General features: G+C 38.0%; 21 protein-coding genes. 12 read left to right on the top strand and 9 right to left on the bottom strand.

What is annotated here, in order from left to right; all coding sequences use genetic code 11:
- Window positions 1-117: 117 nt before the first annotated feature.
- Window positions 118-1,002 carry a diguanylate cyclase domain-containing protein gene (locus AAEU29_RS17745; protein WP_421974559.1) on the bottom strand — a complete coding sequence of 295 codons (885 nt, stop codon included), beginning with the start codon at window positions 1,000-1,002 and terminating at the stop codon, window positions 118-120.
- Between the two features lie 251 nt (window positions 1,003-1,253).
- Here AAEU29_RS17745 and AAEU29_RS17740 point away from each other — a divergent pair, with 251 nt between their 5' ends.
- Genes AAEU29_RS17740 through AAEU29_RS17725 form a run of 4 tightly spaced genes read left to right on the top strand, consistent with a single transcriptional unit; the run spans window position 1,254 to window position 4,271 of the window.
- Entirely contained in the window at window positions 1,254-1,958 is a 705-nt protein-coding gene (locus AAEU29_RS17740; protein WP_421974558.1) for a tetratricopeptide repeat protein, read from the top strand.
- A 57-nt stretch (window positions 1,959-2,015) separates the two neighbouring features.
- A complete protein-coding gene (locus tag AAEU29_RS17735; RefSeq protein ID WP_421974557.1) occupies window positions 2,016-2,600 on the top strand; it encodes a DUF7010 family protein in 585 nt (194 codons plus the stop codon).
- Window positions 2,593-3,672: a sensor histidine kinase gene (locus tag AAEU29_RS17730; RefSeq protein ID WP_421974556.1), complete on the top strand. Its 1,080-nt coding sequence runs from the start codon at window positions 2,593-2,595 to the stop codon at window positions 3,670-3,672. The genes AAEU29_RS17735 and AAEU29_RS17730 overlap by 8 nt, the downstream gene beginning before the upstream one ends.
- Window positions 3,669-4,271, top strand: a complete 603-nt coding sequence (locus AAEU29_RS17725) for a response regulator transcription factor (RefSeq protein WP_421974555.1) — start codon at window positions 3,669-3,671, stop codon at window positions 4,269-4,271. The genes AAEU29_RS17730 and AAEU29_RS17725 overlap by 4 nt, the downstream gene beginning before the upstream one ends.
- An 18-nt stretch (window positions 4,272-4,289) precedes the next feature.
- Here AAEU29_RS17725 and AAEU29_RS17720 read toward each other — a convergent pair whose 3' ends face one another.
- The 4 genes from AAEU29_RS17720 to ydiJ form a co-directional block, all read right to left on the bottom strand.
- Window positions 4,290-6,536, bottom strand: coding sequence for an NAD(P)-binding protein (locus AAEU29_RS17720; protein WP_421974554.1), 2,247 nt, complete (start codon window positions 6,534-6,536; stop codon window positions 4,290-4,292).
- 14 nt (window positions 6,537-6,550) lie between these two features.
- Window positions 6,551-7,519, bottom strand: a complete 969-nt coding sequence (locus AAEU29_RS17715) for an acetoacetate decarboxylase family protein (RefSeq protein WP_421974553.1) — start codon at window positions 7,517-7,519, stop codon at window positions 6,551-6,553.
- Between the two features lie 120 nt (window positions 7,520-7,639).
- Window positions 7,640-8,251: an arylesterase gene (locus AAEU29_RS17710; RefSeq protein WP_421974552.1), complete on the bottom strand. Its 612-nt coding sequence runs from the start codon at window positions 8,249-8,251 to the stop codon at window positions 7,640-7,642.
- 53 nt (window positions 8,252-8,304) lie between these two features.
- The gene (gene ydiJ, locus AAEU29_RS17705) at window positions 8,305-11,346 is read right to left on the bottom strand and encodes a D-2-hydroxyglutarate dehydrogenase YdiJ (RefSeq protein WP_421974551.1); all 3,042 of its coding nucleotides are present in this window, start codon (window positions 11,344-11,346) and stop codon (window positions 8,305-8,307) included.
- Between the two features lie 170 nt (window positions 11,347-11,516).
- Here ydiJ and AAEU29_RS17700 point away from each other — a divergent pair, with 170 nt between their 5' ends.
- The gene (locus AAEU29_RS17700; RefSeq protein ID WP_421974550.1) at window positions 11,517-11,729 is read left to right on the top strand and encodes a PGPGW domain-containing protein; all 213 of its coding nucleotides are present in this window, start codon (window positions 11,517-11,519) and stop codon (window positions 11,727-11,729) included.
- On the opposite strand, the gene AAEU29_RS17695 is transcribed toward AAEU29_RS17700, so the two are convergent.
- Window positions 11,726-12,370, bottom strand: coding sequence for an HAD family hydrolase (locus AAEU29_RS17695; RefSeq protein WP_421974549.1), 645 nt, complete (start codon window positions 12,368-12,370; stop codon window positions 11,726-11,728). The genes AAEU29_RS17700 and AAEU29_RS17695 overlap by 4 nt on opposite strands.
- Before the next feature lie 102 nt (window positions 12,371-12,472).
- Between AAEU29_RS17695 and AAEU29_RS17690 the strand changes: the two genes are divergently transcribed.
- Window positions 12,473-12,724 (top strand): type B 50S ribosomal protein L31, encoded by a 252-nt coding sequence (locus tag AAEU29_RS17690; RefSeq protein WP_421974548.1) that lies wholly within the window; start codon window positions 12,473-12,475, stop codon window positions 12,722-12,724.
- On the top strand, window positions 12,724-12,867 hold the full coding sequence (gene ykgO / locus AAEU29_RS17685; protein ID WP_010559268.1) for a type B 50S ribosomal protein L36: 144 nt from the start codon (window positions 12,724-12,726) through the stop codon (window positions 12,865-12,867). Before AAEU29_RS17690 ends, ykgO begins: the two co-directional genes overlap by 1 nt.
- Before the next feature lie 83 nt (window positions 12,868-12,950).
- On the opposite strand, the gene ppsA is transcribed toward ykgO, so the two are convergent.
- Window positions 12,951-15,320, bottom strand: coding sequence for a phosphoenolpyruvate synthase (ppsA, locus tag AAEU29_RS17680; protein ID WP_421974547.1), 2,370 nt, complete (start codon window positions 15,318-15,320; stop codon window positions 12,951-12,953).
- Between the two features lie 513 nt (window positions 15,321-15,833).
- Here ppsA and AAEU29_RS17675 point away from each other — a divergent pair.
- The 3 genes from AAEU29_RS17675 (at window position 15,834) to AAEU29_RS17665 (ending at window position 18,916) form a co-directional block, all read left to right on the top strand.
- Entirely contained in the window at window positions 15,834-16,901 is a 1,068-nt protein-coding gene (locus AAEU29_RS17675) for a hypothetical protein (RefSeq protein ID WP_421974546.1), read from the top strand.
- 132 nt (window positions 16,902-17,033) lie between these two features.
- Window positions 17,034-17,843, top strand: a complete 810-nt coding sequence (gene ppsR / locus AAEU29_RS17670) for a posphoenolpyruvate synthetase regulatory kinase/phosphorylase PpsR (protein ID WP_421974545.1) — start codon at window positions 17,034-17,036, stop codon at window positions 17,841-17,843.
- Window positions 17,844-18,094: 251 nt separating this feature from the next.
- Window positions 18,095-18,916: a hypothetical protein gene (locus AAEU29_RS17665; protein ID WP_421974544.1), complete on the top strand. Its 822-nt coding sequence runs from the start codon at window positions 18,095-18,097 to the stop codon at window positions 18,914-18,916.
- A 100-nt stretch (window positions 18,917-19,016) separates the two neighbouring features.
- Here the strand turns inward: AAEU29_RS17665 and AAEU29_RS17660 are convergent, their stop codons facing one another.
- Window positions 19,017-20,288 (bottom strand): metallophosphoesterase, encoded by a 1,272-nt coding sequence (locus tag AAEU29_RS17660; RefSeq protein WP_421974543.1) that lies wholly within the window; start codon window positions 20,286-20,288, stop codon window positions 19,017-19,019.
- A gap of 38 nt (window positions 20,289-20,326) precedes the next feature.
- On the bottom strand, window positions 20,327-23,110 hold the full coding sequence (locus AAEU29_RS17655) for a TonB-dependent receptor (protein WP_421974542.1): 2,784 nt from the start codon (window positions 23,108-23,110) through the stop codon (window positions 20,327-20,329).
- Between the two features lie 313 nt (window positions 23,111-23,423).
- On the opposite strand from AAEU29_RS17655, the gene AAEU29_RS17650 reads away from it, so the two are divergent.
- Window positions 23,424-24,326, top strand: coding sequence for a GGDEF domain-containing protein (locus AAEU29_RS17650; protein WP_421974541.1), 903 nt, complete (start codon window positions 23,424-23,426; stop codon window positions 24,324-24,326).
- On the top strand, window positions 24,326-25,339 hold the full coding sequence (locus AAEU29_RS17645; protein ID WP_421974540.1) for a helix-turn-helix domain-containing protein: 1,014 nt from the start codon (window positions 24,326-24,328) through the stop codon (window positions 25,337-25,339). The genes AAEU29_RS17650 and AAEU29_RS17645 overlap by 1 nt, the downstream gene beginning before the upstream one ends.
- The last annotated feature ends 4 nt before the right edge of the window (window positions 25,340-25,343 follow it).

The raw sequence follows: 25,343 nt of genomic DNA, 5'->3' as shown, positions 1-25,343 counted from the left end.
TCTAGTTAAATTAAAAGAATACTGAGTATGAAGATCACAAACATTCATTGTTAGTTAATGATAATAATTATCAATAAGCACAGATTAGTATAACCAAGCCGTAGATGCAAATAATTATTACTTAGATTTACTTTGTTTGGTTTGATACATTTTTTGGTCAGCTAAATGCAATACATCGTCAAGCTTTACCTCTTGCCCATTAAAAAGTGCATACCCTATGCTTGCCGATACTTGAAAGCACTTTGAATCCACTTTAATAACCTTTGTTAAATGGGCTTGGATACGCGATATTACATCTTGAGCGTATTGCTCTGCGGCTAAGTCGTCTTCACTTAAATGCTCTAATAGAGCAACAAATTCATCGCCACCTAAACGCGCTACATAGTCTACTTGGCGTAAATCTGACTGCAATCTGCGTGCGATAATTTTAAGTGTTTTGTCTCCAACGTCGTGGCCATAGTTATCATTGATTGGTTTAAAATCATCTAAATCTATAAACAACAATGCTGAATATTTAGCATTGTTTTCATGTGTTTTAAGGCGATTAAAGTGTTCATTTAAGTGACGTCGATTGGGTAATGACGTAAGCGCATCGGTCATCGAAAGGTAAGTCACCTTTTTTTCCAACTCTTTTTGGTGCGTAATATCAGTCGAAATACCTAATAACCCAACGATTTTGTCATTTTCATAAATCGGGGTTTTGACCTCAATGTAATACTTAGTGTTGTTAAATTTATCTAGTGCAACGATTTCTTCTTTACTGCTGTTGCCTTGAAGCACTGAACTATCTATTTGTCTTAATTGATTTGCGGTTTTTTCATCAAAAAAGTCATCATCGGTTTTACCTTCAATTTCATGCTCAGTTAAACCAAATAATTCAAGTGTTACTTTGTTCGCGTAAATATAATGAGAGTTCACATCTTTGATATAGACGTAAGAGGGTACTGCATCCAATGCAAGTTTAAGTTGTTCTATCGTTTTGTCTTTGCTTTGATTCGACATTTCCACACTCGTAATGACAGATACCCAATTTGCGTAGCAACTTTAGTATAGTCAATTGTTTAAAATCCATTTGTGCTCAGTTTAGAATATTTTGCTTTATTAATTAAGTTGTTATTACGGCAAATATAAACATATGACATTTGTCATATGTAATTGGTGACAAACGTCTCTAACAAACTATTCCTTTTTAAATAACACTACGTCTGTACCGAAACAAACGGTCAGTCATTTATCAATTTAAGGAAATAGTCATGTATTTAATTAGTAAAAACATTAACGCGTTAATTATTGCTACAGCTGCATTTACAGCCAATTTTGTAAATGCTGAACAACCCACAATCGACGCAATTGAATTAGCAGCACAACAAAATAATGTCTCTGCTCTTACAGAAATCGCAGGCACTGCCAAAGGCTATGATGCGGCACTTGTTAACTATCGCTTAGCTATTGCACACAACATTATGGGTGAAAAGGACAAAGCAATTAGTTTACTTGATAACGCACAATCTATTTTAAGCGACACCCAACTTAGCGCAGATAAAAGCGAAATTAACGCGCTACTTGCGCAAGTTTATGGCTATCGCATTGCAATAAAGCCAATAACAGGCGCGTACTACGGTATTAAATCAACTAATGCTCTCGAAACAGCATTTGAAAGTGACGAAAGTAACCCTCGTGTACATTTGATTAACGGCATAATCGCTTACAACACACCGAATATTTTTGGTGGTAGTAAACAACAAGCACTTAAAGCACTCAATAAATCACTTAACTATTACCAAACTGATGAGAATGTGGGTTATCAGTGGGGTCATGCCGAAGCCCTCGTTTGGCGTGGACTAACCCATTTAGCACTTAATGATGTTCAAAGTGCTCTTCATGATTGGCAAACATCTCTTGAGATTGCGCCCAACTATGCATGGCCGCAAATGCTTATAAACAATAACCAAGATTAATCACTTTAAAATCAAATTTAGGGCAGCATGCTGCCCTTACTTCACAAAGGAAATGTCATGAAAACTTTAGAACAGTACAGAGATGAATATAAACAAAAGAAGATGCTCGCAATGCCTATCGCCGGTTGTGCAGTTTGGTTGATTATAGGCATGTTAGGTATGTTCGTTGAAACGCAATATTTAGGACTTATTACATTTATTGGTACAGGAATGATTTTCTATATCGCGTTAGGCGTAGCAAAGTTAACTAACGAAACCTTATTGCTTAAAAATGCTGAACGTAACCCCTTTGATAATTTGTTTTTAAGTACTGTAATTATGTCTCTAATGGGTTATGGACTGATCATTCCAATGGCACAGCTAGACCACACAACTATCCCCCTAAGTGTTGGCATTATATCTGGTTTAATGTGGCTACCACTATCTTGGACATTACAACACCCATTAGGTGTTATCCATACGGTTACACGTACAGTATCACTTGTTATATTGTGGTATTTGTTTCCAGAAGATAGATTTGTAGTACTGCCTTTTGATATTGTAATTATCTATTTATTTAGCATTTATCAATTGTATACTCGCTGGCGAAATCAAATTAAGCAAACACATTCAATGGCATTAAACGTAGGTCAAAATGGATAATTTTAAACAAAGCCTCGCGGTAGAAGGAAAGTCTTATTGGGTCTGGGGTCCTCTCGCCTTTTCTAGCTTTTATTTTTTACCGCTAATTTTTAGCTTTGAGCGTTTCTCAACATTTAAACTTATCGCAATGCTACTACTTTATTGCGTATTCATTGCCTGTTATGTAAAAGCCGTTAATGCAAAAGGCGAAAAAGCGCTAGTGCCAGTATTAACAATAACCATAATTGCCACTTTTGGTACTTATATAACCCCAGGCACACAAGCACTTTTTGGCTTTGCCTGTTACTTTTGTGGCTTTAATTTTAGGCAACAAAAAGGGCTTCAAGGGTTTATAGGTGTATTACTGGGTATTGCTTTATCGGCTTATTTATTTAACTTAATTGATTTGTACTACATTGTGCCTGCAGTTATTACTAGTGTTGGCCTGTACTTTATGGGTCGAGCTGAACGCCGCGAAAGGCAACATAGATTAAGTGAAGAACAAAGTCAGCAACAAATAGAACAATTAGCAATGGTAGCTGAGCGTGAGCGCATCGCTAGAGATTTACATGATTTAGCAGGTCACAGTTTATCGTCAATCGCATTAAAAGCAGAGCTTGCAGAAAAACTGATCTCGAACGACCAAGTCTCATTGGCACAAAACGAAATAAAGCAAGTGGCAACAATTAGTCGCGAGTTACTAAGTGATATTCGTCAAGCTGTTACCAATATGAAGCAGTTTCACTTAGATGAACAATTAAACGTGTTGAAAAATGATTTATTACAAAATGGTTTTCAAGTAAGCGTCAATAACCATTTAAATAGCGCGTCATCTAGCACTCAAAACACCATTTCAATGATCTTAACTGAAGCCACAACCAATATTATGCGCCACAGTAAAGGTAATAAAGTGACTATAAATATTACTGAAAAAGAAATATCAATTAGCGACAATGGTAAAGTAAACACCTTTGTTAAAGGCAATGGCCTTAATGGCATAAAACAACGCATTGAAGCTCTTGGTGGTGAATTATTTGTGGATCATGAAAATGGCTTTAAATTAGCCATGACTTTTAAAACGGAATTAATATGATAAATGTACTTGTTGTTGAAGATCAGCAAATGGTAAGAGAAGCGATTAGTGCACTGATTGGTTTAGACCCTTTTATTAATGTTGTGGCACAAGCCGAAGATGGCAAAGCGGCGCTTGCGATATTGCAAAATCAACACGTTGATATTGTGCTTTCAGATGTCGAAATGCCCAACATGACAGGTATTGAGCTTGCTGAGTCATTACAAAACAGTCAGCCAAATTTGAAAATGATGATAATGACCACATTTTCCAAAGCGGGTTACATCAAACGGGCTATGAATGCAGGTGTGTATGCATTTATCTTAAAAGAAGCCCCATCAGAGCAACTTATTAATGCAATTAAATCGGTGCAACAAGGCAAAAAGGTGATTGACCCTGAACTCGCCCTACTCGCACTTTCAGACACAGATCCACTTAATGATAAAGAGCGCAAAGCTTTAAAGCTCGCTGGTGACGGTCTTAAAACCCATGACATTGCAGCCAAATTGTTTTTATCCGAGGGCACAGTGCGTAATTACCTTTCAGAAGCAATAAGTAAACTAAATGCAGTAAATAGAGTCGATGCAGCGCGTATTGCACAGCAAAAAGGCTGGTTATAAACCAGCATTTTTAACATTTTATTCTTCGTCTGGATCAAATCCAAATTCACCACTGATTGTTTCTGGGTAACCACAAATAGCACGCGAAGTTGCCATGCCCGCCATCGTTGCGGCTTCCACGCAACCGGCGTTTACACCCGTTTTAATCCAATCACCTGTAATATAAAAATTATCAAATACAGTACCGTCCGTTGGCAGGCGATATTGACTTGAATTTACCACCGACATTACATAGCGCTCACTCGGGTCAACATTTGCACGCCAATATTGGCTATTAAAACGCGCTTCACCTACCTCATTTGTTGTATCCATAAGTGCTTGCCAATCAAACTCCCCTTGAGTGGCTATACTTGGCCAAAGCGGATGCATTTGTTGTTTTAATTTCAAGATACTATTGTCTTTAACTCTGTCATTACACGCTTGTTGAAACTGAGTGTGGCTTGCATCAGGGTAATGTTCTTGGGTAAACGCACTGCAAAAGTAGGCTACATTTTTTGGCTCAATGCCTTGCTGCCAATCTTCTTTATTAATCAATTGATCCATGGATGCCCATGTATCAAATGGTTCGCTAAATCCACTTAAAATTGGTTGTTCACCACTTGCTGGCGTATATGCCCAGCCGGTTTCATCAAGTGTTTTATCAAGCCATAACTGAAATGCTTGGGTAGAAACAGCTTTTACTTTTTCGGCGGTTAATTTAAGAGCCGTGTCCTTATTAAGTAATTTGTCACATAGGTGTGGCAGGCTTGCAACTGAAATACCATAAATGACTTTATCAAAGTCAACACCTTGTTTTAATGTAATCTCTGGTAACGCTTCACCAAAATGGTTTTGATAAACATTTGGCCAATCACTATAAAAGCTCTCTAAATTTATATTGTGTTGTTTTAAAAGTGCTGCTTGCTCATCATCAATTTGCTCATAGAGTGGAAATGATGGCCAGCATGGTAGGCCTTTTACATCCACTAACGGTTTGTAATCTCCCGTTTTTAAATTAACTTGTTGGGTTAATGTAATGCTTTCAACATAATGGCTATCTTCATTCTTATTTGGTGTTAGCTCTGACACTTGATGAAAATAGTTAAATTTAACACCACGCTTTATGAGCAACTCATAAATTGGGCTAAATATGGTATCACCCATGCCTGCTTGCATTTTCCACATAACACCACCGTGATAACACAGTGATAACCTGAGCATGGCTAATGCTGCAACGCCCGCTTCAACATTTGGCTTATTGAAGTCACCATTTTCGTAAGCAAAAACGAGATCATAAAAACCACGCACTGGGGCAGAATCAACAGAAAACTGTACATTTGCTCCGTGCTTTAATAACCATGCTCTAAAATCTAAGTTATTGATGGCACCAAAACCACGTTCAAACACCTTGTCTTCAATTAAGCCCTCCATCATGGCAAGCGCTAAGTCAGCACAAATATATAAACGGCGAATATCGCTATTATCTTCAAGTAAATCTTCAAACTCTTCGTTTATCCAGCGTTTGAATCGTCTCACAAGCCATTGTATTGCGGTTGGATGTTTGTGATTTGATAAATTTTTATCACTGACACGTTTATCAAAAAAGTAACTTAATTCACTGAGTGTTACTTGAATATGTTTAGAGAAATGTTCAAGTGAATGCTCAGCATCTTCTTTAAATTCTTGCCACTCTTCTTTGATATCGTCTACTTTCTCTTTAACTTCATCAATAAAATGTGCAAACACACTTTGCTCTTCATCACCTTCAGGCGCATGAATATCACGCTTTTTATTAAGTGACTCGGCTTTATGTTCTAAATCACTAATGAATTTTTTTAGCCAAAAATACAAAAGACGCGCGATTTCCCAAAAATGAAGATCTAATGTGCCATCGGCAGGATTGCCAGGAATTTCAGGAAAATCAACAGGCCAAGTTTGCCATTCATTATCAATAAGTTCTTGTAAAACCACGTAACTGTGAGGCTTAAAGGCCTCTTGCCAAGTCGCAAGCGGCATACTGTCTGGACGGCCTAATTTTTCATAAATTGCTTGAATGGTTTTAAATGAGTTTACATAAGCGCCAAACCATACATGTAAGCCATGCTCTTCTATGCGCTGACCAAGGTAAGGGTTACGCCCGCTTGCACCTTTACCGCCAATGCGCCACCCTTGTTGATAAACAGTAATATCGTATTTATCTTGCCAATTTTCATCGTCGGTTAAATACACCGCCGCAGTCATGGCGGATACACCACCGCCGAGGATCACAATTTTTTCTTTTGCCATGTTAAAGTCCTTTTCTAATCCCTAGCTATAATTTCAAATGCTTTTTCTTGGTCAAAATCCATCACGACATTAAATGGTAACAAGGCACGATGGGTGCCTGGGTAAATGCCAAACATCTCACCAAGCGGAAAAGTATCTAGTTGAAACACAGTTACATCAAATTCATGCTTATAGATTTTGGCACTGTGCACTTTTTTAATAATTGAAGGTGAATGCACAACACCTTGATAAACCGCTTTAGTGCCGTCTCCGTTAGGCAGTTGCTTAAATAAAATTTGGTCCATTTGTGGATTAACAAAACCATCGAGTAACTGTTTAATTGCATTTAAATCAAGGTCAAAAAAATCAGTATCGGACTTTAGGATTTCAAATGCTTCTTTAACTAGTTCAACAAAATCACTAACTGGGTGCTCGCCACCTTGCTCAACTAAATTCACTTCGAGCAGTTTATGTTTTGCCATTTTAGTATTTGGTGAAAATGGCTGAAACGCATCAAGGCTTAATTCAAAATACTGAGGTATCTCACCTATACTTGGCATTTTGTAGTCACACAGGTACTTGTTGTAACCCCAAGTTTCGCGCCCATTAATTAATGCATAGATATTGTTAACTGTGATAAATGCTGGATACCAATAAATATGATCCACTTTTTCTTTACCGCGTTTGTTAACCATTTTGGCCACTGGTAACCAAAATATAATATCGGTTTCTTGCATCCATCCTTGCTCACTAAACGGAGACACTTTCGAAGCAATATTTTCAATATCAGTGAAGGTTAACAATGTGTAGGCACTTAACGCTTTAAAGCGAAATTCGTCTGACTTAACCGCGTTAAGGGTTGTATCAATATAGTTTTGAATTTTGTCGATATTGCCTTTAACAAAAAAGCCATATTGGTTGGCATTAACCATTCTGCAAGGCGGCTCGGCAATTACATTGCCAGGAAATTGAATAAAATCTGGTAGGTCTTTATCGTGTGCCATTATCTTCCCTCTCGAAAGCACCTAAAGCTAGGTTAATTAAATAACTTATTGATAGCAGTATAAATAAGTTAAAGCGAGAAGCACTAATGAAGAATTATTAATTTATAAATTAGGTATCATTTATTCAACGATGGTGATGTGATCTGAAAGCTTTTTGGCAAGCGCTTTATATCCCTTCTCGTTTAAATGCACACGATCAGATTTCATTGATGAATTGGACAGTAAGTCACTTAACGTGTCTTCAATTAAAATTACATTGTGTTCACTTGCTAATTGACGATATAAGTTCATGGGAGATAAACGCAGACCAAAATCAGGTACCGCCACTAAAATTACCTCGATACCTTTTTGTTTCGCGGCTAGGATCATTTGCCTTATGTTATTTGTGAGCTCTGATTTGCTTTTTCTTTGCAGAACATCATTTCCGCCATAACAAATAATCACCACATCAGGCATGCTTTCATTCAGTACCGTGTTAATACGAGCCAAGCCCTGCTGACTCGTTTGCCCAGAAATACCACTATTAACCACTTTTACACCGAGTAATATTTCTAGTTGAGATGGGTAACTTTCTGAAATAGAAACACCAACGCCTTGTGTTAGGCTATCTCCAAAAGCGACAATTACAGAATCGCGCCCTATTGTGATGGTTTCCTTGCTGCCACAGCCAAACAAACTTAAACATACTAAAAACAAGAAAATGCTATGTTTTAGTTTATTTAACAACTTCATACTAATAGTCTCAGAGATAAGCGCTTATTGTGAGTCACAATAAGCGCAATGTTTTACAAAAGAGCATTTAATAATTGAATAGGATGCTTTGGCTTTTTACCGTTATTAAAGCGCTTTACTTGCGAACGACATGAAAAACCAGTGGCAACGAGCTGTTCAATTGGCGTGTTATCGACTGTTTCTTGCCAACTCATTTCATAAAGCGCCCGCGATTTTTCAAGGTTTTGCGTTTCATGACCATAAGTACCTGCCATACCGCAACACCCTGTTGCTTTAGCCTTGAGCGTTAAACCAAAACTAGCAAACAGGTTTTGCCATACTTTACTGGCATTTGGCATAGCGGTTGTTTCAGTACAATGGTTGAGTAAAACAAACGCATTTTTTTCGCCTAAGTTTGATGGCGAAAACTCTTGAGTTTCAAACCATTCGTGTGCGAGTAACACATGGAAATCACCTCGATTTTCACCAAGCACTTGTTTATATTCATCGCGGTAACACATTACGAGAGATGCATCTAAACCAACCATTGGAATATCAAGTTCTGCAACTTGATTTAAAAATGCAGCGCTGTTTTTAGCCGTTTTTGCAAACTCTGTTAAAAATCCTTTTACATGTTGTGGTTTACCGTTTGGTTTAAACGGCAGTAACACTGGGGTTTTACCAAGCTTAACAAGTAGCTGACAAAAATCCTCTAAAAGTTCAGCTTCATAAAAGCTGGTAAACGGGTCTTGCACTATCAGTACCGTTTGTTGCTTTTGCGTTTCATCTAATGATTTAAGCTGATTCAAATTAAAGGCAAACTGTTTTGCTACGCGCTCAATAATCGCATTGTCGCTCAATAGTGGTGAATCAACATAGCCCACTTGATTTTTCAATAGCCGCTCAACAAAACCCAATTTAAGAATAGGGTTAACTATAAAGTGAATTTTGCTCAGTAATGGCGCTTGTGATTCGATGTTTGCAACTAAATAATCTTTGAGTGGACGTTTATAGCGTGCGTGATAAAGGTTTAAAAAACGCGCTCTAAAGGTCGGTACATCTACTTTTATTGGGCAAGCCGTGGTACACGCTTTACACGCTAAACACTCATCCATCGATTCTTTTACTTCATGAGAAAAATCATAAGCACCCTTTGCTTTTTGTTTAGCAAAAATTCGTTTTTCCCACCACGATTTAGTTTCACCTTTTGCAATCGCTTTTTCACTTTCTAGTAAATCAACGTTTTTCTCGCTTTGTAGGCGAAGCCATTCACGCATTAAACTGGCGCGCCCTTTTGGCGAGTAACGTCTGTCTTTTGTTACTTTATACGATGGGCACATAGCTGAATGGCTGTCATAGTTATAGCAAAGGCCATTGCCATTACAGCCCATTGCATTATCAAAACTTTCTTTTACTGCAATGGGAATTTGTTTGTCAAAATAGGCACGCTTTGTGTCATCAACACTTACAAGCTGCTCGTTAGATTCAAGCGGCGTACAAATTTTTCCTGGGTTTAAACGGTTGAGTGGATCAAATACTGATTTAATCTTTCTAAGCTCAGTAAAAAGTGTTTCACCAAAAAATTCAGGACCATATTCACTACGGTAGCCCTTGCCGTGTTCACCCCACATTAAACCACCGTATTTAGCAGTGAGTTTTACCACTTCATCTGAAATATGACGAAGTAATTTTTCTTGTGCAGGGTCACACATATCAAGTGCAGGCCTTACATGAAGCACCCCTGCATCAACATGGCCAAACATGCCGTAATTAAGGTTATGACTATCAAGTAATTCTCTGAATTCAGATATAAAATCGGCTAACGCTTCTGGAGGCACTGCTGTGTCTTCGGCAAATGCGAGCGGTTTTTCACGCCCTTTTACATTTCCTAAAAGCCCAACCGCTTTTTTACGCATGGCATATATTTTAAGAATATCTGCTTTTGAATGTGTTACCTGATAACCAATAATACCGGCTTCATTATTGGCCATTAACGCATCGAGTTTAGCAAGCAGACCATTAACCTTGTCGTCAATATCCGCTTGCGCTGTTGCGTTGAACTCAACCATGTTGAGCCCCTGCATATCTTTACCAGGAACGTCCTCAATCAAACTTGATACTGAATGCCAAATAATATCTTCACGAGCAAGATTAAGTACTCGGCTATCCACAGTTTCAACTGAGGTAGCATTGGCAGCCACTAAAAACGGTGAGTTGCGAAGTGCTGAATCAAAACTATCGTATTTAATGTTTATTAACGTTTTAAATTCAGCAATTGGCGTAATATTTAGTTTTGCTTCACAAACAACGCCTAGCGATCCTTCTGAACCTGTGATTATTCGGCTGGCATCAAGTGTGGTTAAATCATCATCCAGAATATTTTCAAGGTCATAACCGGTTAAAAAACGGTTTAGGCGCGGGAATTTTGCTTTAATTTCATCACGTAATTCTACACCCGTTGCAAGTAATTGTTTATAGATTGCACCTATCGATGTGGCTTGTGCCGCATAGCTTTTAGCTGTTTCTAAGCTTACAGGTACTGTATCGAGCTCTGTACCATCAACTAGCATTGTTTTCAAACCAAGTACGTGATCCGATGTTTTGCCATAAACAAGCGATCCTTGACCAGATGCATCTGTGTTAATCATGCCGCCAACGGTAGCTCGGTTACTGGTAGATAAATCTGGCGCAAAAAAGAAGCCAAAGGGGCGTAAAAAATCGTTAAGTTGATCTTTAATTACACCTGTTTGAACACGCACCCACTTTTCTTCGACATTTATCTCTAGAATTTCACGCATATGGCGAGATAAATCAATCACCATACTGTGGGTTAATGATTGGCCATTTGTACCTGTGCCACCGCCCCTTGGGGTAAATTTAATCTGGTTAAATTCAGCTTGATTGGCAAGCTTAAAAATAAGTTGAATATCGTTATTGGTTTTTGGAAATAAAATACCCTGAGGTAATGCTTGATAAATACTGTTATCAGTGGCGGTTACTATTCGGGTTGCATAACTAACATCAATTTCACCTGTATAAGCTGTTTTTTGTAATTCTGTTAAAAACGCTTGGGCAACAGGCGATAAGGTATCTTTGTGATCTATTACTTCAATCATTACTTGCTCGGTGACGGGAACAGGGTTAGCGCCATTATATCAAAGAAATACGGCGAGTTTTGCTTCATATTTACAGTTTGTAACATCATTTATTCGCATGCTAAACCCTATTTTTTATACTATGAATAAATATCGTGTTATTTGCTTAAAAACACCTTAGAGAGTTGATTATGAAAAAAATGATAAATCATACATTTGCTGTTTTGTTTTTAGCACTTGGTTTACTGTTTATGATAGTGCCTGGTCCTTCGCTTATCTTCTTTATTGCGGGCTTATTGTTATTGGCTTTTTACTACCCTTGGGCACGACGCTATTTAGCCCATTGCCAAACAGCGTTAAAAAAATCGTGCGAATTTTTAGACAAAAAACTTGCTAAACGTTAGCTATGGGCTTCTTTAAATAAATTGAGTAATTCAAAATAACAGGTGAAAACATAATCTGCTTGGTGCGCGTAATCTGGAATTTCGTTTTCACAAAACAGTGCACTTAAAGCCCCCGCATTTTTCGCAATATTAATATCGTGTAAGTAATCCCCAATATACAAAATATTGTCCGGCGCAATCTGCCATTCTTTAGACAGGTTTAAAAGTGCCGTTGGATCGGGTTTAGCTGGAGCGTCATCGCGCGTAATAATGGTTTTGATAGAAATATTATTGTTATTAATTTTGATGTCGCTAGGCTCTTTACTATTGCGTGTAACAATTGCTAGTGGAAGCTGACTTCTATTTAAATAGGTAATAAATTCTTTTGCCCCTTTAATCCAATTAGCACTGTGTGCATCTTTTAACTCTAAATCACGAATTGTTTGATTAGCGACTATTTTTTGTTCGTCAGATAATGAGTCTACAAACGCCAAAATATCTTCATCAAGCGGACACCCTATTGCTTCACGCATGGTTTTAAAACACAGATCACAGCTAACTAATGTCCCATCTAAATCAAAAATAATGCCTTTAATATGTTTCATAGAAAAATCGATAGTTTCTTGTTTTATACATACTAACAGTAAATTCGGTTCACTCATTAAGACATTCTAAAATTTTTGAGAATAATTCTCATCAACGATTGATTGTTACAATATAACAATATATTATTGTTATATTATCACATAACAGTTGGAGTTATTATGAAACCTGGTATTCACCCTGATTATGAAAAAGTGGTTTTCCACGATACCGCTGCAGATGCTTACTTTTTAGTTGGGTCAACAATCAAGACTGACCGTACCATTGATTATCAAGGTAAGACCTATCCTTATGGTGCCATTGATGTTTCAAGTGCATCACACCCTTTTTATACTGGTAAGCAACGCGTTGCTCAATCTGATGGTCGCATCGCAAAATTCAATAAACGTTTTGGTAAATTAGGAAGCAAATAATGCAGGTGCTAAGCTCATTAAAAAGCGCTAAAAAGCGTCACCCAGATTGCCAAATAGTTAAACGCCGTGGTCGTTTGTTCGTTATTTGTAAATCAAACCCGCGCTTTAAAGCCGTTCAGGGTAAAGGTAAAAAGAAGAAATAAATGAAAAAAAGGCGCATTAAGCGCCTTTTGTTTTGTCAGCTTTATACTGATGACATATCAGTTAAAGGAACTGTTTACGATTGTTATGCGTGTTTTTCGCCAAGGTATAGCCAAGTTTCTAACACGGTATCTGGGTTAAGTGATACCGAATCAATGCCTTGTTCAACCAACCAAGCTGCAAAATCTTCGTGATCTGATGGTCCTTGACCACAAATGCCCACATACTTCCCTTTTGCTTTAGCGGTTTGAATCGCCATTTCTAGTAGCTTCTTGATTGCTGGGTTACGCTCATCAAATAAATGGGCAATTAAACCTGAGTCACGGTCAAGACCTAGAGTTAACTGGGTTAAGTCGTTTGAACCAATAGAGAAACCGTCGAAATATTCTAAGAATTCATCGGCAAGTAATGCATTAGATGGTAGTTCACACATCATAATTACTTTAAGGCCATTCTCACCACGCTTTAAGCCATGCTCTTCAAGTAATTCAATTACACGAGCTGCTTCTTCAAGTGTACGAACAAATGGGATCATAATTTCAACATTGGTCAAGCCCATTTCGTTACGAACGCGCTTAATTGCTTCACACTCTAGGGCGAAACAATCGCGGAAATCTTCAGAGATATAACGTGAAGCACCGCGGAAACCAATCATTGGGTTTTCTTCTTCAGGTTCGTACTGCTCACCACCCACTAAGTTCGCGTATTCATTTGATTTAAAATCAGACATACGCACAATTACACGCTCTGGTGCAAATGCAGCACCTAAAGTTGCAATACCTTCGACTAATTTGCTGATGTAGAATTCAACCGGTGTTGCATAACCCGCCATCATAAAGTCGATTTCAGATTTAACATCATCAGATTGCGCATCATAATTAATTAGTGCTTTCGGGTGCACGCCAATCATACGGTTAATAATAAATTCAAGACGTGCTAAGCCAATACCAGCATGCGGTAAACGTGCAAAGTCAAATGCTCTGTCAGGATTACCGACATTCATCATTATTTTCATCGGTAATTCAGGCATTTCATCTACACGAGAGGTTAATACTTCATAATCAAGAAGGCCTTGATAAATGAAACCCGTGTCACCTTCAGCACACGATACCGTAACTTCTACGTTATTTTCGATTGTGTCGGTAGCATTACCACAGCCAACAACTGCCGGAATACCTAATTCACGGGCGATAATTGCAGCATGACAAGTACGGCCACCACGGTTAGTAACAATTGCCGCTGCACGTTTCATGATTGGTTCCCAATCTGGGTCTGTCATGTCAGTTACCAGCACATCGCCCTGCTGTACTTTGTCCATCTCATCAATCGAGTTAAGAACGCGTACAACACCTTTACCTATTTTGTGACCAATAGCACGGCCTTCACAAAGCACATTTGAAGTGCCATTCAATTGGAAGCGCTCCATTACATTCGCATCTTCATTAGAGCGAACCGTCTCTGGGCGTGCTTGTACGATATATAATTTACCGTCATTACCGTCTTTAGCCCATTCAATGTCCATTGGACGACCGTAATGTTTTTCAATAATTACCGCTTGTTTCGCAAGTTCCATCACTTCTTCGTCAGTAATTGAAAACTTGTTTGAACGCGCCTCTTCAATATCAACAACTTCAACTTGCTTGCCATGTGATTCATCGCTTGAGTAAATCATCTCAACCGCTTTTGAACCAAGGGTACGGCGAACAACCGCTGGACGATTCGCCGCAAGTGTTGGCTTATGAACATAGAATTCATCAGGATTAACCGCACCTTGCACGACCATTTCGCCAAGACCATAGCTTGAAGTAATGAATACCACATCTTCAAAGCCTGATTCTGTATCAATACTAAACATTACACCTGATGAGGCTTTATCAGAACGCACCATGCGTTGAATACCAGCCGAAAGCGCCACGCCGCGGTGATCATAGCCTTGGTGAACACGGTAAGAGATAGCACGGTCATTAAATAATGATGCAAATACATGCTTAATCGCTACCATTACAGCGTCTATGCCACGTACATTTAAGAATGTTTCTTGTTGACCAGCAAACGACGCATCTGGCATATCTTCTGCGGTTGCTGAAGAGCGTACAGCAAATGAAACGTCTTGATTTGCATCACCATGAAGCTGTGAATACGCTTCACGAATGGCTGTGTCTAGATTACTTTGGAATGGTGTATCAATGATCCATTGACGAATTTCAGCTCCTACACGTGCTAATTCATTAACATCATCTACGTCGAGCTTATCAAGTACATCATGGATTTTGTTGTTAAGACCAGACTGGTCAAGAAATTCATTAAACGCTTCAGACGTCGTTGCAAAGCCACCAGGAACTGTAACACCTGCGTTTGCAAGATTAGAAATCATTTCACCAAGAGATGCGTTTTTACCACCAACTCGTGGTACATCGCTCATACCAAGTTCTTGATACCAAAGTATATATTGCACGGAAATTCTCCATAAGCAAAGGTTGTGAGAGAGTGTTATCTAATCCTAGTTTAGATAACAACAAGTTGCTAAATGTGAACGCCAATTACACCTGCGATAAATTTGAACGGGTAGCAGAAATTAACAATTCTATTCAACAAGCGAGCATAAGTTTACATAGATGACTTACCAAGGTAAAGCAGCTAACCCTTGCAAAATCAAGGACAAATAGCCTGATTTTAAAATGTATTGTGCGTAAATTCGGTTTTAGTGAATTTTTATGCTAGTGACACCGGTGCCATTTAGAAAATAAGCATAAAGCAATTCATTTTAACTTTTTTGTATAAGATAGAAGTTTTTTAATATGGCTTATTAATCTAATTTGCCGTTTCTAAATTCGAGCTTGTAACAAAATATTTAATAATTTATGATTTTACATGAAATGGATTTTAAGGCTAAGGAATAGCCTTGTGGTTTACCTCCCCCTGTAGTTGAAATCTCATTCGCAAAAGTTAACTAAAACAAGGAATGCAAATGAAACGCTCCCCTGGTCAAAAGCGCAAATTGATTGTGCAGGGCATCAGCCTATTTATATTTTTAATCATCACATATTTTGCTAGTCAATATTACGGCAAAATTCACAATGGCTTATTAGCTTGGACAAATAACAGTTACCCAGTTTTAGGTACTGTAGTAAGTTTAAACAGCGAAGAAGAGGAATACCGTACACGAAAAGGTCGAAAACGTAGTGAAACTCTTTATTACGTTCAATACCGAGTGGATATTGACGGTGAATCATATGAAGAAATCAGCGAAATTAAGCACTCTTTATATAACTCGTTAGCAGTTGATGGCCCCATAGATGTCATTGTATCGCAAAGTGGCGATCACTTTGACCTTAAAGCGAATGTTGATGAAGCTAGGGCAAGTAACAATTTTTTAGGTTACGCAGTGAAAGTAGGTATTTTTACAGCTCCTGCATGCCTTTTCTTATACTATATTTTGTCCGTTATTTTTGTTCGAGAAGCCGCCAACGCGTTACCTGAGGGTTTTTACAACAGTAACTCTTGGTTAGATATTGATGACTTTTATCTAATTTGGCTTGCGAACAATCAACTAATTTCTGTCAAATTTGATAAAAACGAAGTGAGTAGAGTGCAAAATGCGTATCAAAAACAAAGTACGTTAGATGAAATAGTCTCTTTAATCAAAAAGCCTAAGGTAGTTACAATTCCTCTCGCTGAAATCACAGAAGTTACAAGCAAACATAACAGCGATGTGCTTTCAATTAGTGTCGGTGAGTCTGATCACAGTATTGAGTTTTTAAACCAAGCGGTTAAACATCATGCTTTAGACCAAATAAAGGCTTTGTTACCGCAGCACCTTATTCATACCACAAACAAAAAATCCCGTTTTATGGCGGTATTGCCTTGGTTAGTCTTAGCAGGTATTTGCGCGGGTGTTATGTTCTTTCTTGGTAAATCAATTTTAAGTACGTTACTTGCTTTATTTGTGATTGTGAAAGTACTGCCAAAGCTTATTGCACGTCTAATTTCGCCAACCGTTGTGCAAACATGGCAGGTGTCTGAAGTGAGCTCTTAAACCTTTTCAAATTAGCTAAAAGCCAACTGGGCTTTTAGCTAAATCAAATAAAACATAAATTACAGCGCTTTTTATTGAGCTACTGAGTGATATTTGTTTTGATAGCTTATCTCTCACAAATAGGTGCTATTTATGCGCAGCGCATTTTATATATCTGACGGTACAGCAATTACCAGTGAAGTATTTGGTCATGCTACCTTGTCGTTATTTCCTGTAGAATTTAAACACATCACAATACCGTTTGTTGAAACAGAACAAAAAGCATACGAAGTTAAACTTCAAATTGATAAAGCATTTAAACTCAGTGGTGAAAAGCCGTTAGTGTTTTTTACCTTTGTTGATCCACAGCTAAGCGATATTATTTTATCGTCACAAGGCCAATGTTTTGATTTTTTAACTGCTTACAGCGGACAAGTAAAAGACACCATTGGTGTTAACCCTGTGCCCCGTACACATCGAACCCACTCAATACATGAAAAAAGCTACGATTTCAGAATCGATGCGGTTAACTATGCACTTGCCAATGACGATGGCAGCAATTTAAAAGATTACGATGAAGCAGATATTATCTTAGTTGGTGTAAGCCGAAGTGGTAAAACTCCCACCAGCTTATACTTAGCACTTCAATATGGCATAAAAGCCGCTAATTACCCGCTTACAGAAGACGATTTAGATATGATGCGTTTGCCAAGTGCTCTGCAAAATCATAAAAGTAAGTTATTTGGTTTAACTATTAACCCAGAACGCTTAGCTGCAATTCGCAACGAGCGGATGGCCAATAGTAAATATGCCTCATTAAGACAATGTCGACTAGAAGTACGTGAAGCCGAAATGCTGTATAAAAAGAATAAAATTCCACATTTAAGCTCAACGCATTTTTCGGTGGAAGAAATCTCAGCAAAGATTTTGGCAGAAACTGGCCTTGAGCGCCGTAAGTATTAATACACCTAGTTATTGAAAATGCCTAAATGGTTAAGACTAATTTAGGCAATTCACCATTTATATTGAACTACACTAAACTTAATGTGAGTGCATTCGTATAAGTTAGATAGTTTTGATTTATCTATTTTTATCAAACTGTGTCATATTTAACCTAGGACTCAGATATATAAGGATTTTATTAAAGTTAATAGTGAGATGTCATGCGCTGTTCTGTGGTTTTTTTTATTTTCAATTTTTTTAGTTGTTTCTCGTTGCAGGCCAACGTAATTGATATCTATATTCGTGATGACGTTTATAAAGATTACACCACTTTTGTCAACAATCGCGATGTCACAAGCATTGATGATTTTTCTGGTAAAGCCATTCGCCGTGATGTAGTAGATATGATAATCGCCCAACAAGCATTAAAGTTAGGTGGGTTTGACTATAAATTTAATTATATCCCCGGGAAAGTCAATTTTCGTAATACCCGCATGCTCGAAACCGGCAAACTACTCATTAGTTTTGACTCCTATTGGTTAACTGATGCTCATGCCAAAGCAAATTTCTTATTTATTTCTAAACCGCTTATTCGTCGTGGAGAATATATTGCTGGGATTTACACCCAATCTGGCCGTGAAAACAAGCTAAAATTAAACGAGTTAGCTGATTTTAAAAGATTAAGCGCAGTCTCTACCCCTAAATGGCGCACCGATTGGAATACCCTTTCCGCATTACCTTTAAAGGAATTAGTAATAGAACATGAATGGATCAGCATGGCGCGAATGGTAAATTCTGGTTGGGTCGACTTCATGCTAATGCCTTTTCACTCTACGCCTGATAAACGCTTTACACTGGATAAAATTAACCTAGTACCTTTACCCAATGTCGCTGTTGAATTAAAAGACAGCCGCCATTTTGTGATTAGCCGCAACCATCCGCTGGGCAAAGAAGCATACATTGCAATTGAAAAAGGGCTTACGCAGTTACGTAAAAGTAATGCAATTACTCGCGCCTATACGCAAGCCGGCTTTTTTATTGATAAGAGCAAATACACCATCATTAACGCAGATAACCAAATGCCTCTTAATTAAGGCTAATAAATTCAATTGTTAAAATCTTATATCCACTCAAGTAGGTTATTAGGTTCTGCTTAAGAAACTTGAATGCACTCTTAGAAATAACTATAACAAGCTAGTTTTTTGTACTTCGATGTTTAAAACTAATAGAGGTTTCTTTAATCAGCTCGCCGCTTTTATTTGTCGGTGTAGAGTAGAAATTAACGTGTAATTGATCAGTTTTATTATCAATTTCAATATGTGCAAAACCCCAAGTAAAGGCTTTATGCCAAAGTAAGTCATATTCATCATATTGTTTTTCTTGATAATCTGCTAATCCACGATGGATACCACGCATTTTTGAAGCTGCACCACTAATAATCAGTGGTAAGGGTGGTTTTTTCACTGTGCTTACGCGTGAACAATCATCTGTTAAAAGCTCTAAATCATGTTCATGACCTGCAATATAAGCATCAGCATACTCACACAGCTCAGGTAAGATTAAGCGTCTTAAAACATGTGCTTCATCGTATTTTGTACCGCCAATCGACCACAAAACATGGTGACCATAGACAATCTTCCATTTGGCTGTTGATTGTTTTAAACCATTTGCAAGCCAAGCCAATTGCTTATGATCTTCACCATTTAAAGGTACTTCATGGTTTTCGATTTCTTCAATTTTGGCCTCACCAGATGCCAGAGCTGTTGCAAGCCCCTGTTCGCTTCCATCTTTGGCTAAAGGTATTTCATAGTAATGTTGACCAGAGAGCAGCATATTAGTATCGAGTACGAAAAACTCGACATCGTTCCCAGGTGTACCTTGCTTGTAGCTATAATAACCTTGTTTATCCATATGAAAATTTGGTTGTTTTGCCATCCATGCAGTTTGTAAGGCAACGCCTTTACGTGAGGTTTTCCAGTCATGATTACCGAGCGCTGAGTAAACAACCATATTGGGAACTTGTTTAAATAAAAGTTGTAACGGTGCAAGAATTAAATCATTCATTCGCTTTTGATCATCTTTACCGTCATTTGCATCAGCACCATCAGGGTAAATATTATCACCTAACTGAATGCCAAAATCACAATTAGCAGATTTGCATAATGTCGCCATCGCCAAGCCGACACTTGTAGCGCCTGTATCTTCTGTTGCAATGCTAGTGCCTGGATAAATATAAATAGGTGCATGACCAAAATCTGACATAGGGCGATGTTCTGCTTGCCAATCAGCTTTTTCTGCAGCAATAAATTCAGCCTTTGTTTTAGGCTTATCAATATGTTTTTGCTTTGGATAATTTGGGTGATAACCACCGTCTCCAAATGCCAAAAAGGAAATTTTATCCTCGGCAAAACAAGGTGTTAGTACAACAGATAAAACCAAATTTAAAAGAATATGCTTTGTTTTCATATAAAAAAGCCGCTGAGGTTACTCAGCGGCACCTCTTCTTAAAATGATGTGAATGTAAAACCGAGTTCAAATGAACGACCATACGTCTCATACTGTAAGCTGTACTTTTCGCTACCGTGATATAAGTAAAAAGGCTCATCAGTTATATTGATTGCATTAAAGTACACTTGGCTTTGTTCATTTATGTAATATTTGGCACTAAAATCAAATTGGTTATGTGCGTCTTCAAAAACAGCAGCATCAGCTAACTCATATTGATATGATTCACTTTTATAGCTTGCACTGATACTCGCGCTGAATTTTGCAGATTCATAGCCAAACATCATATTTACAACAGTATCTGACTGATTAGGCAATTTATCGTCGGCATCAATAAATGTACCATTGGTAGAAAACATCAATCCGTTTTTGAAGTTTTTGGTCCAAGCAAGTTCAATCCCTGTTAATTGTGCTGAACCACCATTAATTGGCTGGATAACTTCATCAAAGCCTTGCCAAGCGGGCGTATCTTGCACTTCAGCCATAACGATAAAGTTTTTAATGTCTTTAAAAAAGATCCCTGCTGACATCACACCGATATTGCCTGGGTAATATTCAATAGACGCATCCAAATTCATCGACTCATAAGGTTTCAACTCTGGATTTCCCACTTCCGCTTTTCGCTCTGTAGTTATTTCACCATCATCACTTACAATCTCAGTTTCGATTAATTGATATGCTGCACTGTCGCCAAATGTCGGCCTTGCAATGGTATTTGTATAAGCAAAACGGGTTATTAACTTATCAGAAAAATCATATTTGATATTTAAGCTTGGCAAAAAGTGGTTGTAGTCCTGCTCTACCGTCCAAGGCGCTATAGACACAGCTTCATCATCGTTTATTTCATCAACAGTCAATTCAACACGGTTGCCTGCCGTTGCAAATGACGTGTCTTCGTATCTTACACCCGCAACAATATGCCACTGATTAATATCCATAGTAACCATCGCAAATGCCGCTAAGATATCTTCTTCACTTTGGTAAGTTTGACCAAAGCTGTTAATCTCAGTATCTATCTGATTGATTTCGAATTGCTGTTTATTGGTTTTTACAAACTGCGCCAATGCATGTTTTGAAAGCCCCAGCCCAAATGCCCCTAAGCTGTAATCTGGTTCAGCACTTTGAAATTTAGACGCGAAAACATCACCAAATCCACCGTCATACACAATTGAGTTAACGTTATTTGTTTTCTCACGTGTTTGATATTTAGTACCAAATTTCAGTTCGCCATTGTGATTTTGCCAAACAAAATCTTTACTAACGTCAACTTTGAAGCTGGTAGCACTGTCTTCCGATAGGTTATTCTCATTAACAATCTCATCTAATTCAAAATTTGTGAGATCATGCGCAGCTTCAGAGTGAGCCAAATCAGGTGCATTTGCTGTACTGTTATAACCAAGCGCAAACCCTTCACCTTTAAAGTCAGCATCGATACGGTTAGGCTCTTTTTCATTTGATTTGGAATAGCCTAAATCGTACTCTAATAACCAATCATTAAGTTGATTTTTACCGCCTAACACTACCGATAAGATTTGTTGTTGCTCAAATCTGTCTTTGGTGTCTCGGTCCATATCCGCATTTATAAAAGTTGCTGATGAACTTGTAATACTGTCTTCAAGCACTTGGCCTTTAGCAAACTTGTATTCATTGCGCAGTCTGAATTCATCATCTGAAAATTCACTCCAAAGTGTGCGTAGGTAATATTCAGAATGTGCATTTGTTCTAAAGTCTAAATTTAAGGCCGCACCGAGTCTTTCACGCGTGATTAAATAATGGCGTTGTTCAATTTCTTCAGCACCGAAAAAATCAACATCATCTCCTGAGTTTTGCCCTTCTACCGAGATTTCTCCAAAGCCGCCATCTACTTCCGAATTATGAGAGCCGAACTTTCTTTCAAACCAACTAAATGCCGTTGCTAAGCCAAGTTCACTGCCATTTTCAAATTCATAAACATCAGTAAAACTTGCTGATAACTTAGGACTCGCTTCACTTACTTGCTCATTGTATGAACCTTGAAATGTTGCGCTGTAGCTTCGCCCTTCTCTATCAAATGCACTTAAACTTTTAACATCAATCGAACCACCCACAGCACTTGCGTCCATATCTGGCGTTACACTTTTACTTACTTCTAAACTTTGCACCAGTTCACTTGGAATAACATCCATAGCAACGCTGCGCACGCCTGCCTCAGGAGACGGTACATTTGCGCCATTAATCGTCACATTATTTAAGTTAGGGTCGATGCCACGAATACCTACAAAACGGCCTTCCCCCTGATCCCGCTGAATAAACATGCCGGGTAAACGCTGTAATGCCTCTGCTGCATTTTGGTCAGGTAATTGCCCAATTGAATCACTGCTGACAATTGACTTAATACTGAGTGCATTTTTCTGACGGTTAATCGCGCCTGCTTGTCCTGCGCGTGTTCCGACCACTATCATGTCTTCAATTGAATTATTTGCAGACGCAAGCTTAATATTCTGCTCTAAATCAGCATCTATTTTGACCATTATCGCTTGTGGTTGAGCACCCACATAAGAAACAACTAACGTATATTCGCCTGCTGGGACATTATTAAATGAATAACTGCCATCGCGTGATGACACAACACCTTTATTTAGTTCTTTTAATTCAACTTTAGCACCTTCAAAGTAAACCTTTTGATTTACGTCACTGATGCGACCAGAGAGGGTGTTTGCCATCACTTGATTCGATAAACAAGCGGCAATGACTGCAAACGCAAGTTGACTACGTTTAAATACTGACGGTTTATTGTTTTCCATTTTAATTCTCTTTCAGGGGTTAAGATTTAAAGCCAGTTTTTAGTGGCGCTTTCTCTACCCGCCACTAAATTGACTGCGTCACCCTACAAGCCTTATATGAAAAAAATATTTCAATGGTTCTAGCCACTTAGCTTAAACATTGAGTTAGATGAGATATCAGAACCGAGATGAGCTGTTTTAACCCCGAATAGCAGTATTAAAAAGCCAAACAATTGCCTATTTGTCATAAAAATGATGAGTTTGATGAGCTATTTTAACCCTGTGAAGAACAGACAAATTCATCAACAATAAATAGAAAACCTTATTAGTAACTATGAAATCCAACATTTTCAAACTCCATCGCACGCTTTTTGCCTTATTTATTACAATCTTTACGGTGATTATTTTGACCATTGCATTATTGAGCAACCTTAAGCCATTAGCTGATATAAAGTGGTTAGACGTTATAGGTGAAGGTGGTATTGCGTTAATTACGCTGTGTTGGTTACTTGTAACACTGCATACCCGTCCGAAAGGCAAACTTACCTTGCTGTTATTTATCGGCATTATGATGGTGCATTTTTCAATGTTACTTGATCTACTTGATGAATTTTATCGCTATAAATCACATTTCCAGTGGATGTCACGGGTAGAAGCAATCCCTGCTGTACTTGGTTTGATTATTATGAGTTTTGCGTTAGTTTATTGGCACCGTGAACAACACATCATTAATAATCGACTTATTAAAAGTGAACGATTCTATCGTGAACACAGCTTTTATGATTTTGTAACTGGTCTCTACTCTGCTAGTTATATGAAAAAACAAATTCAATCTGAGCTTTATCATTTCAACAATGACAACACTCCTTTTTGCCTTAGTTTAATCGATATAAAAGCGTTTGATGTTTACCTAAGAGAGCATGGTGTAGAAGCTGCCAACTCGCTTCTTAGTGATATTGGGAGCTTGATACAAGTTAACATTCGTAAATCGGATTTAGTTTGTCGCTACGCAGGCGACTTATTTATTGTGTTAATGCCAAATACACAACTATGCCAAAGCCATCTTATCAATCAACATGTCGCTAATATGATTAGGCAACACGTTTTATACTTAAACTCTTTGTCAACTTACAGTGATATCAATCACACAACAATACAAGTTGAACAAAGGGATAATGTCGACAGCTTACTACAGCGCCTAAATCGTTGTTTAGAAGTACAAAAGAAGGCGGCCTAATGGAGCGCAATAAGGCTTTTTTTGAGTGTAATAACGCTGTTATTCCCTGTACTGGCGTGCTGCTTCCATTAGTATCTATGGCACAATTACAAGGCGTTTTGCCGAGTAAAATATTAAAAGGAACAGGGTTATGCTACGAGGACCTTTTAAATAACCATTTAACCGTAAGCTTTGATCAGATAGAAACTTCCGTTGAAAATGTGTTTTCACTACTACCTTACAATGAGTTTAGTTTTCAAATTGGCAAAAATTTCTTTTATCAAAATCACACTCCTATCAAAACAGCGCTTATCAATGCCAGTAGTTTAAATCAGGCTATTCGTATTATATCGCTCTACGCTGTGTCTTTTTTCCCTTACTGTAAGTTTGATAAGTTTGTTGTTGGCGATAAAACCCATTTTGTTATTAGTCATGGTGTAAAACACAGCTCTGAATTTAGCGAACGATTTTTCATAGAAATATTGATTAGTAAATTAAGTAGTTACCTTAATTGGCACTTTCCATATTGTGAAATCACCATAGAATTACCGTTTGCCAAACCCGCGCATTATGAGCAATATTTTGCCTATATAAAGTACCCAGTAGCTTTTTCAAAACCGTTGTTTTTAATCACTATAAAGACAGATTCATTAAATGCCAATCAGCAAGGTAGTTGCAAATTAATGCGCCAACAAGCGTTGCAAAATCTAAAAATGACTTCTAAGTCGCAGAGCTTATTGAGCCAACTTGCCAAGCTTATTACAGAGCAGCCAACCACCACTTTGGAATCTGCATCAGACTATTTTTCGTTAAGCCCAGCAACATTCAAAAGAAAACTAAAACAACATAATACTAACTTTAAATATGAAAAAGATTTAGCACAAAAGCATGCAACGTTATTTCACCTAATGCACACATCTGCATCTAATCAAACGCTTTCAGATAAGCTTGCAATAAGTGATTTAACTAATTTTCGTAGAATGTTTAAACGCTGGACGGGAAAAACGCCAAGCGAGCTTCGCTTGGCGAAATAATCTA

The organism is Pseudoalteromonas aquimarina, assembly GCF_049257255.1.
In the GTDB taxonomy this organism is placed as follows: Bacteria; Pseudomonadota; Gammaproteobacteria; order Enterobacterales; family Alteromonadaceae; genus Pseudoalteromonas.
Note: the sequence above shows the minus strand (reverse complement) of the source record. Positions and strands in the feature narration are given on the sequence as shown.

Excerpts from the sequence above, each read along its gene's own strand:
- AAEU29_RS17745 (WP_421974559.1), bottom strand. The coding sequence starts at position 1,002 with ATGTCGAATCAAAGCAAAGACAAAACGATAGAACAACTTAAACTTGCA.
- AAEU29_RS17740 (WP_421974558.1), top strand. The coding sequence starts at position 1,254 with ATGTATTTAATTAGTAAAAACATTAACGCGTTAATTATTGCTACAGCT.
- AAEU29_RS17735 (WP_421974557.1), top strand. The coding sequence starts at position 2,016 with ATGAAAACTTTAGAACAGTACAGAGATGAATATAAACAAAAGAAGATG.
- AAEU29_RS17730 (WP_421974556.1), top strand. The coding sequence starts at position 2,593 with ATGGATAATTTTAAACAAAGCCTCGCGGTAGAAGGAAAGTCTTATTGG.
- AAEU29_RS17725 (WP_421974555.1), top strand. The coding sequence starts at position 3,669 with ATGATAAATGTACTTGTTGTTGAAGATCAGCAAATGGTAAGAGAAGCG.
- AAEU29_RS17720 (WP_421974554.1), bottom strand. The coding sequence starts at position 6,536 with ATGGCAAAAGAAAAAATTGTGATCCTCGGCGGTGGTGTATCCGCCATG.
- AAEU29_RS17715 (WP_421974553.1), bottom strand. The coding sequence starts at position 7,519 with ATGGCACACGATAAAGACCTACCAGATTTTATTCAATTTCCTGGCAAT.
- AAEU29_RS17710 (WP_421974552.1), bottom strand. The coding sequence starts at position 8,251 with ATGAAGTTGTTAAATAAACTAAAACATAGCATTTTCTTGTTTTTAGTA.
- ydiJ (WP_421974551.1), bottom strand. The coding sequence starts at position 11,346 with ATGATTGAAGTAATAGATCACAAAGATACCTTATCGCCTGTTGCCCAA.
- AAEU29_RS17700 (WP_421974550.1), top strand. The coding sequence starts at position 11,517 with ATGAAAAAAATGATAAATCATACATTTGCTGTTTTGTTTTTAGCACTT.
- AAEU29_RS17695 (WP_421974549.1), bottom strand. The coding sequence starts at position 12,370 with ATGAGTGAACCGAATTTACTGTTAGTATGTATAAAACAAGAAACTATC.
- AAEU29_RS17690 (WP_421974548.1), top strand. The coding sequence starts at position 12,473 with ATGAAACCTGGTATTCACCCTGATTATGAAAAAGTGGTTTTCCACGAT.
- ykgO (WP_010559268.1), top strand. The coding sequence starts at position 12,724 with ATGCAGGTGCTAAGCTCATTAAAAAGCGCTAAAAAGCGTCACCCAGAT.
- AAEU29_RS17675 (WP_421974546.1), top strand. The coding sequence starts at position 15,834 with ATGAAACGCTCCCCTGGTCAAAAGCGCAAATTGATTGTGCAGGGCATC.
- ppsR (WP_421974545.1), top strand. The coding sequence starts at position 17,034 with ATGCGCAGCGCATTTTATATATCTGACGGTACAGCAATTACCAGTGAA.
- AAEU29_RS17660 (WP_421974543.1), bottom strand. The coding sequence starts at position 20,288 with ATGAAAACAAAGCATATTCTTTTAAATTTGGTTTTATCTGTTGTACTA.
- AAEU29_RS17655 (WP_421974542.1), bottom strand. The coding sequence starts at position 23,110 with ATGGAAAACAATAAACCGTCAGTATTTAAACGTAGTCAACTTGCGTTT.
- AAEU29_RS17650 (WP_421974541.1), top strand. The coding sequence starts at position 23,424 with ATGAAATCCAACATTTTCAAACTCCATCGCACGCTTTTTGCCTTATTT.
- AAEU29_RS17645 (WP_421974540.1), top strand. The coding sequence starts at position 24,326 with ATGGAGCGCAATAAGGCTTTTTTTGAGTGTAATAACGCTGTTATTCCC.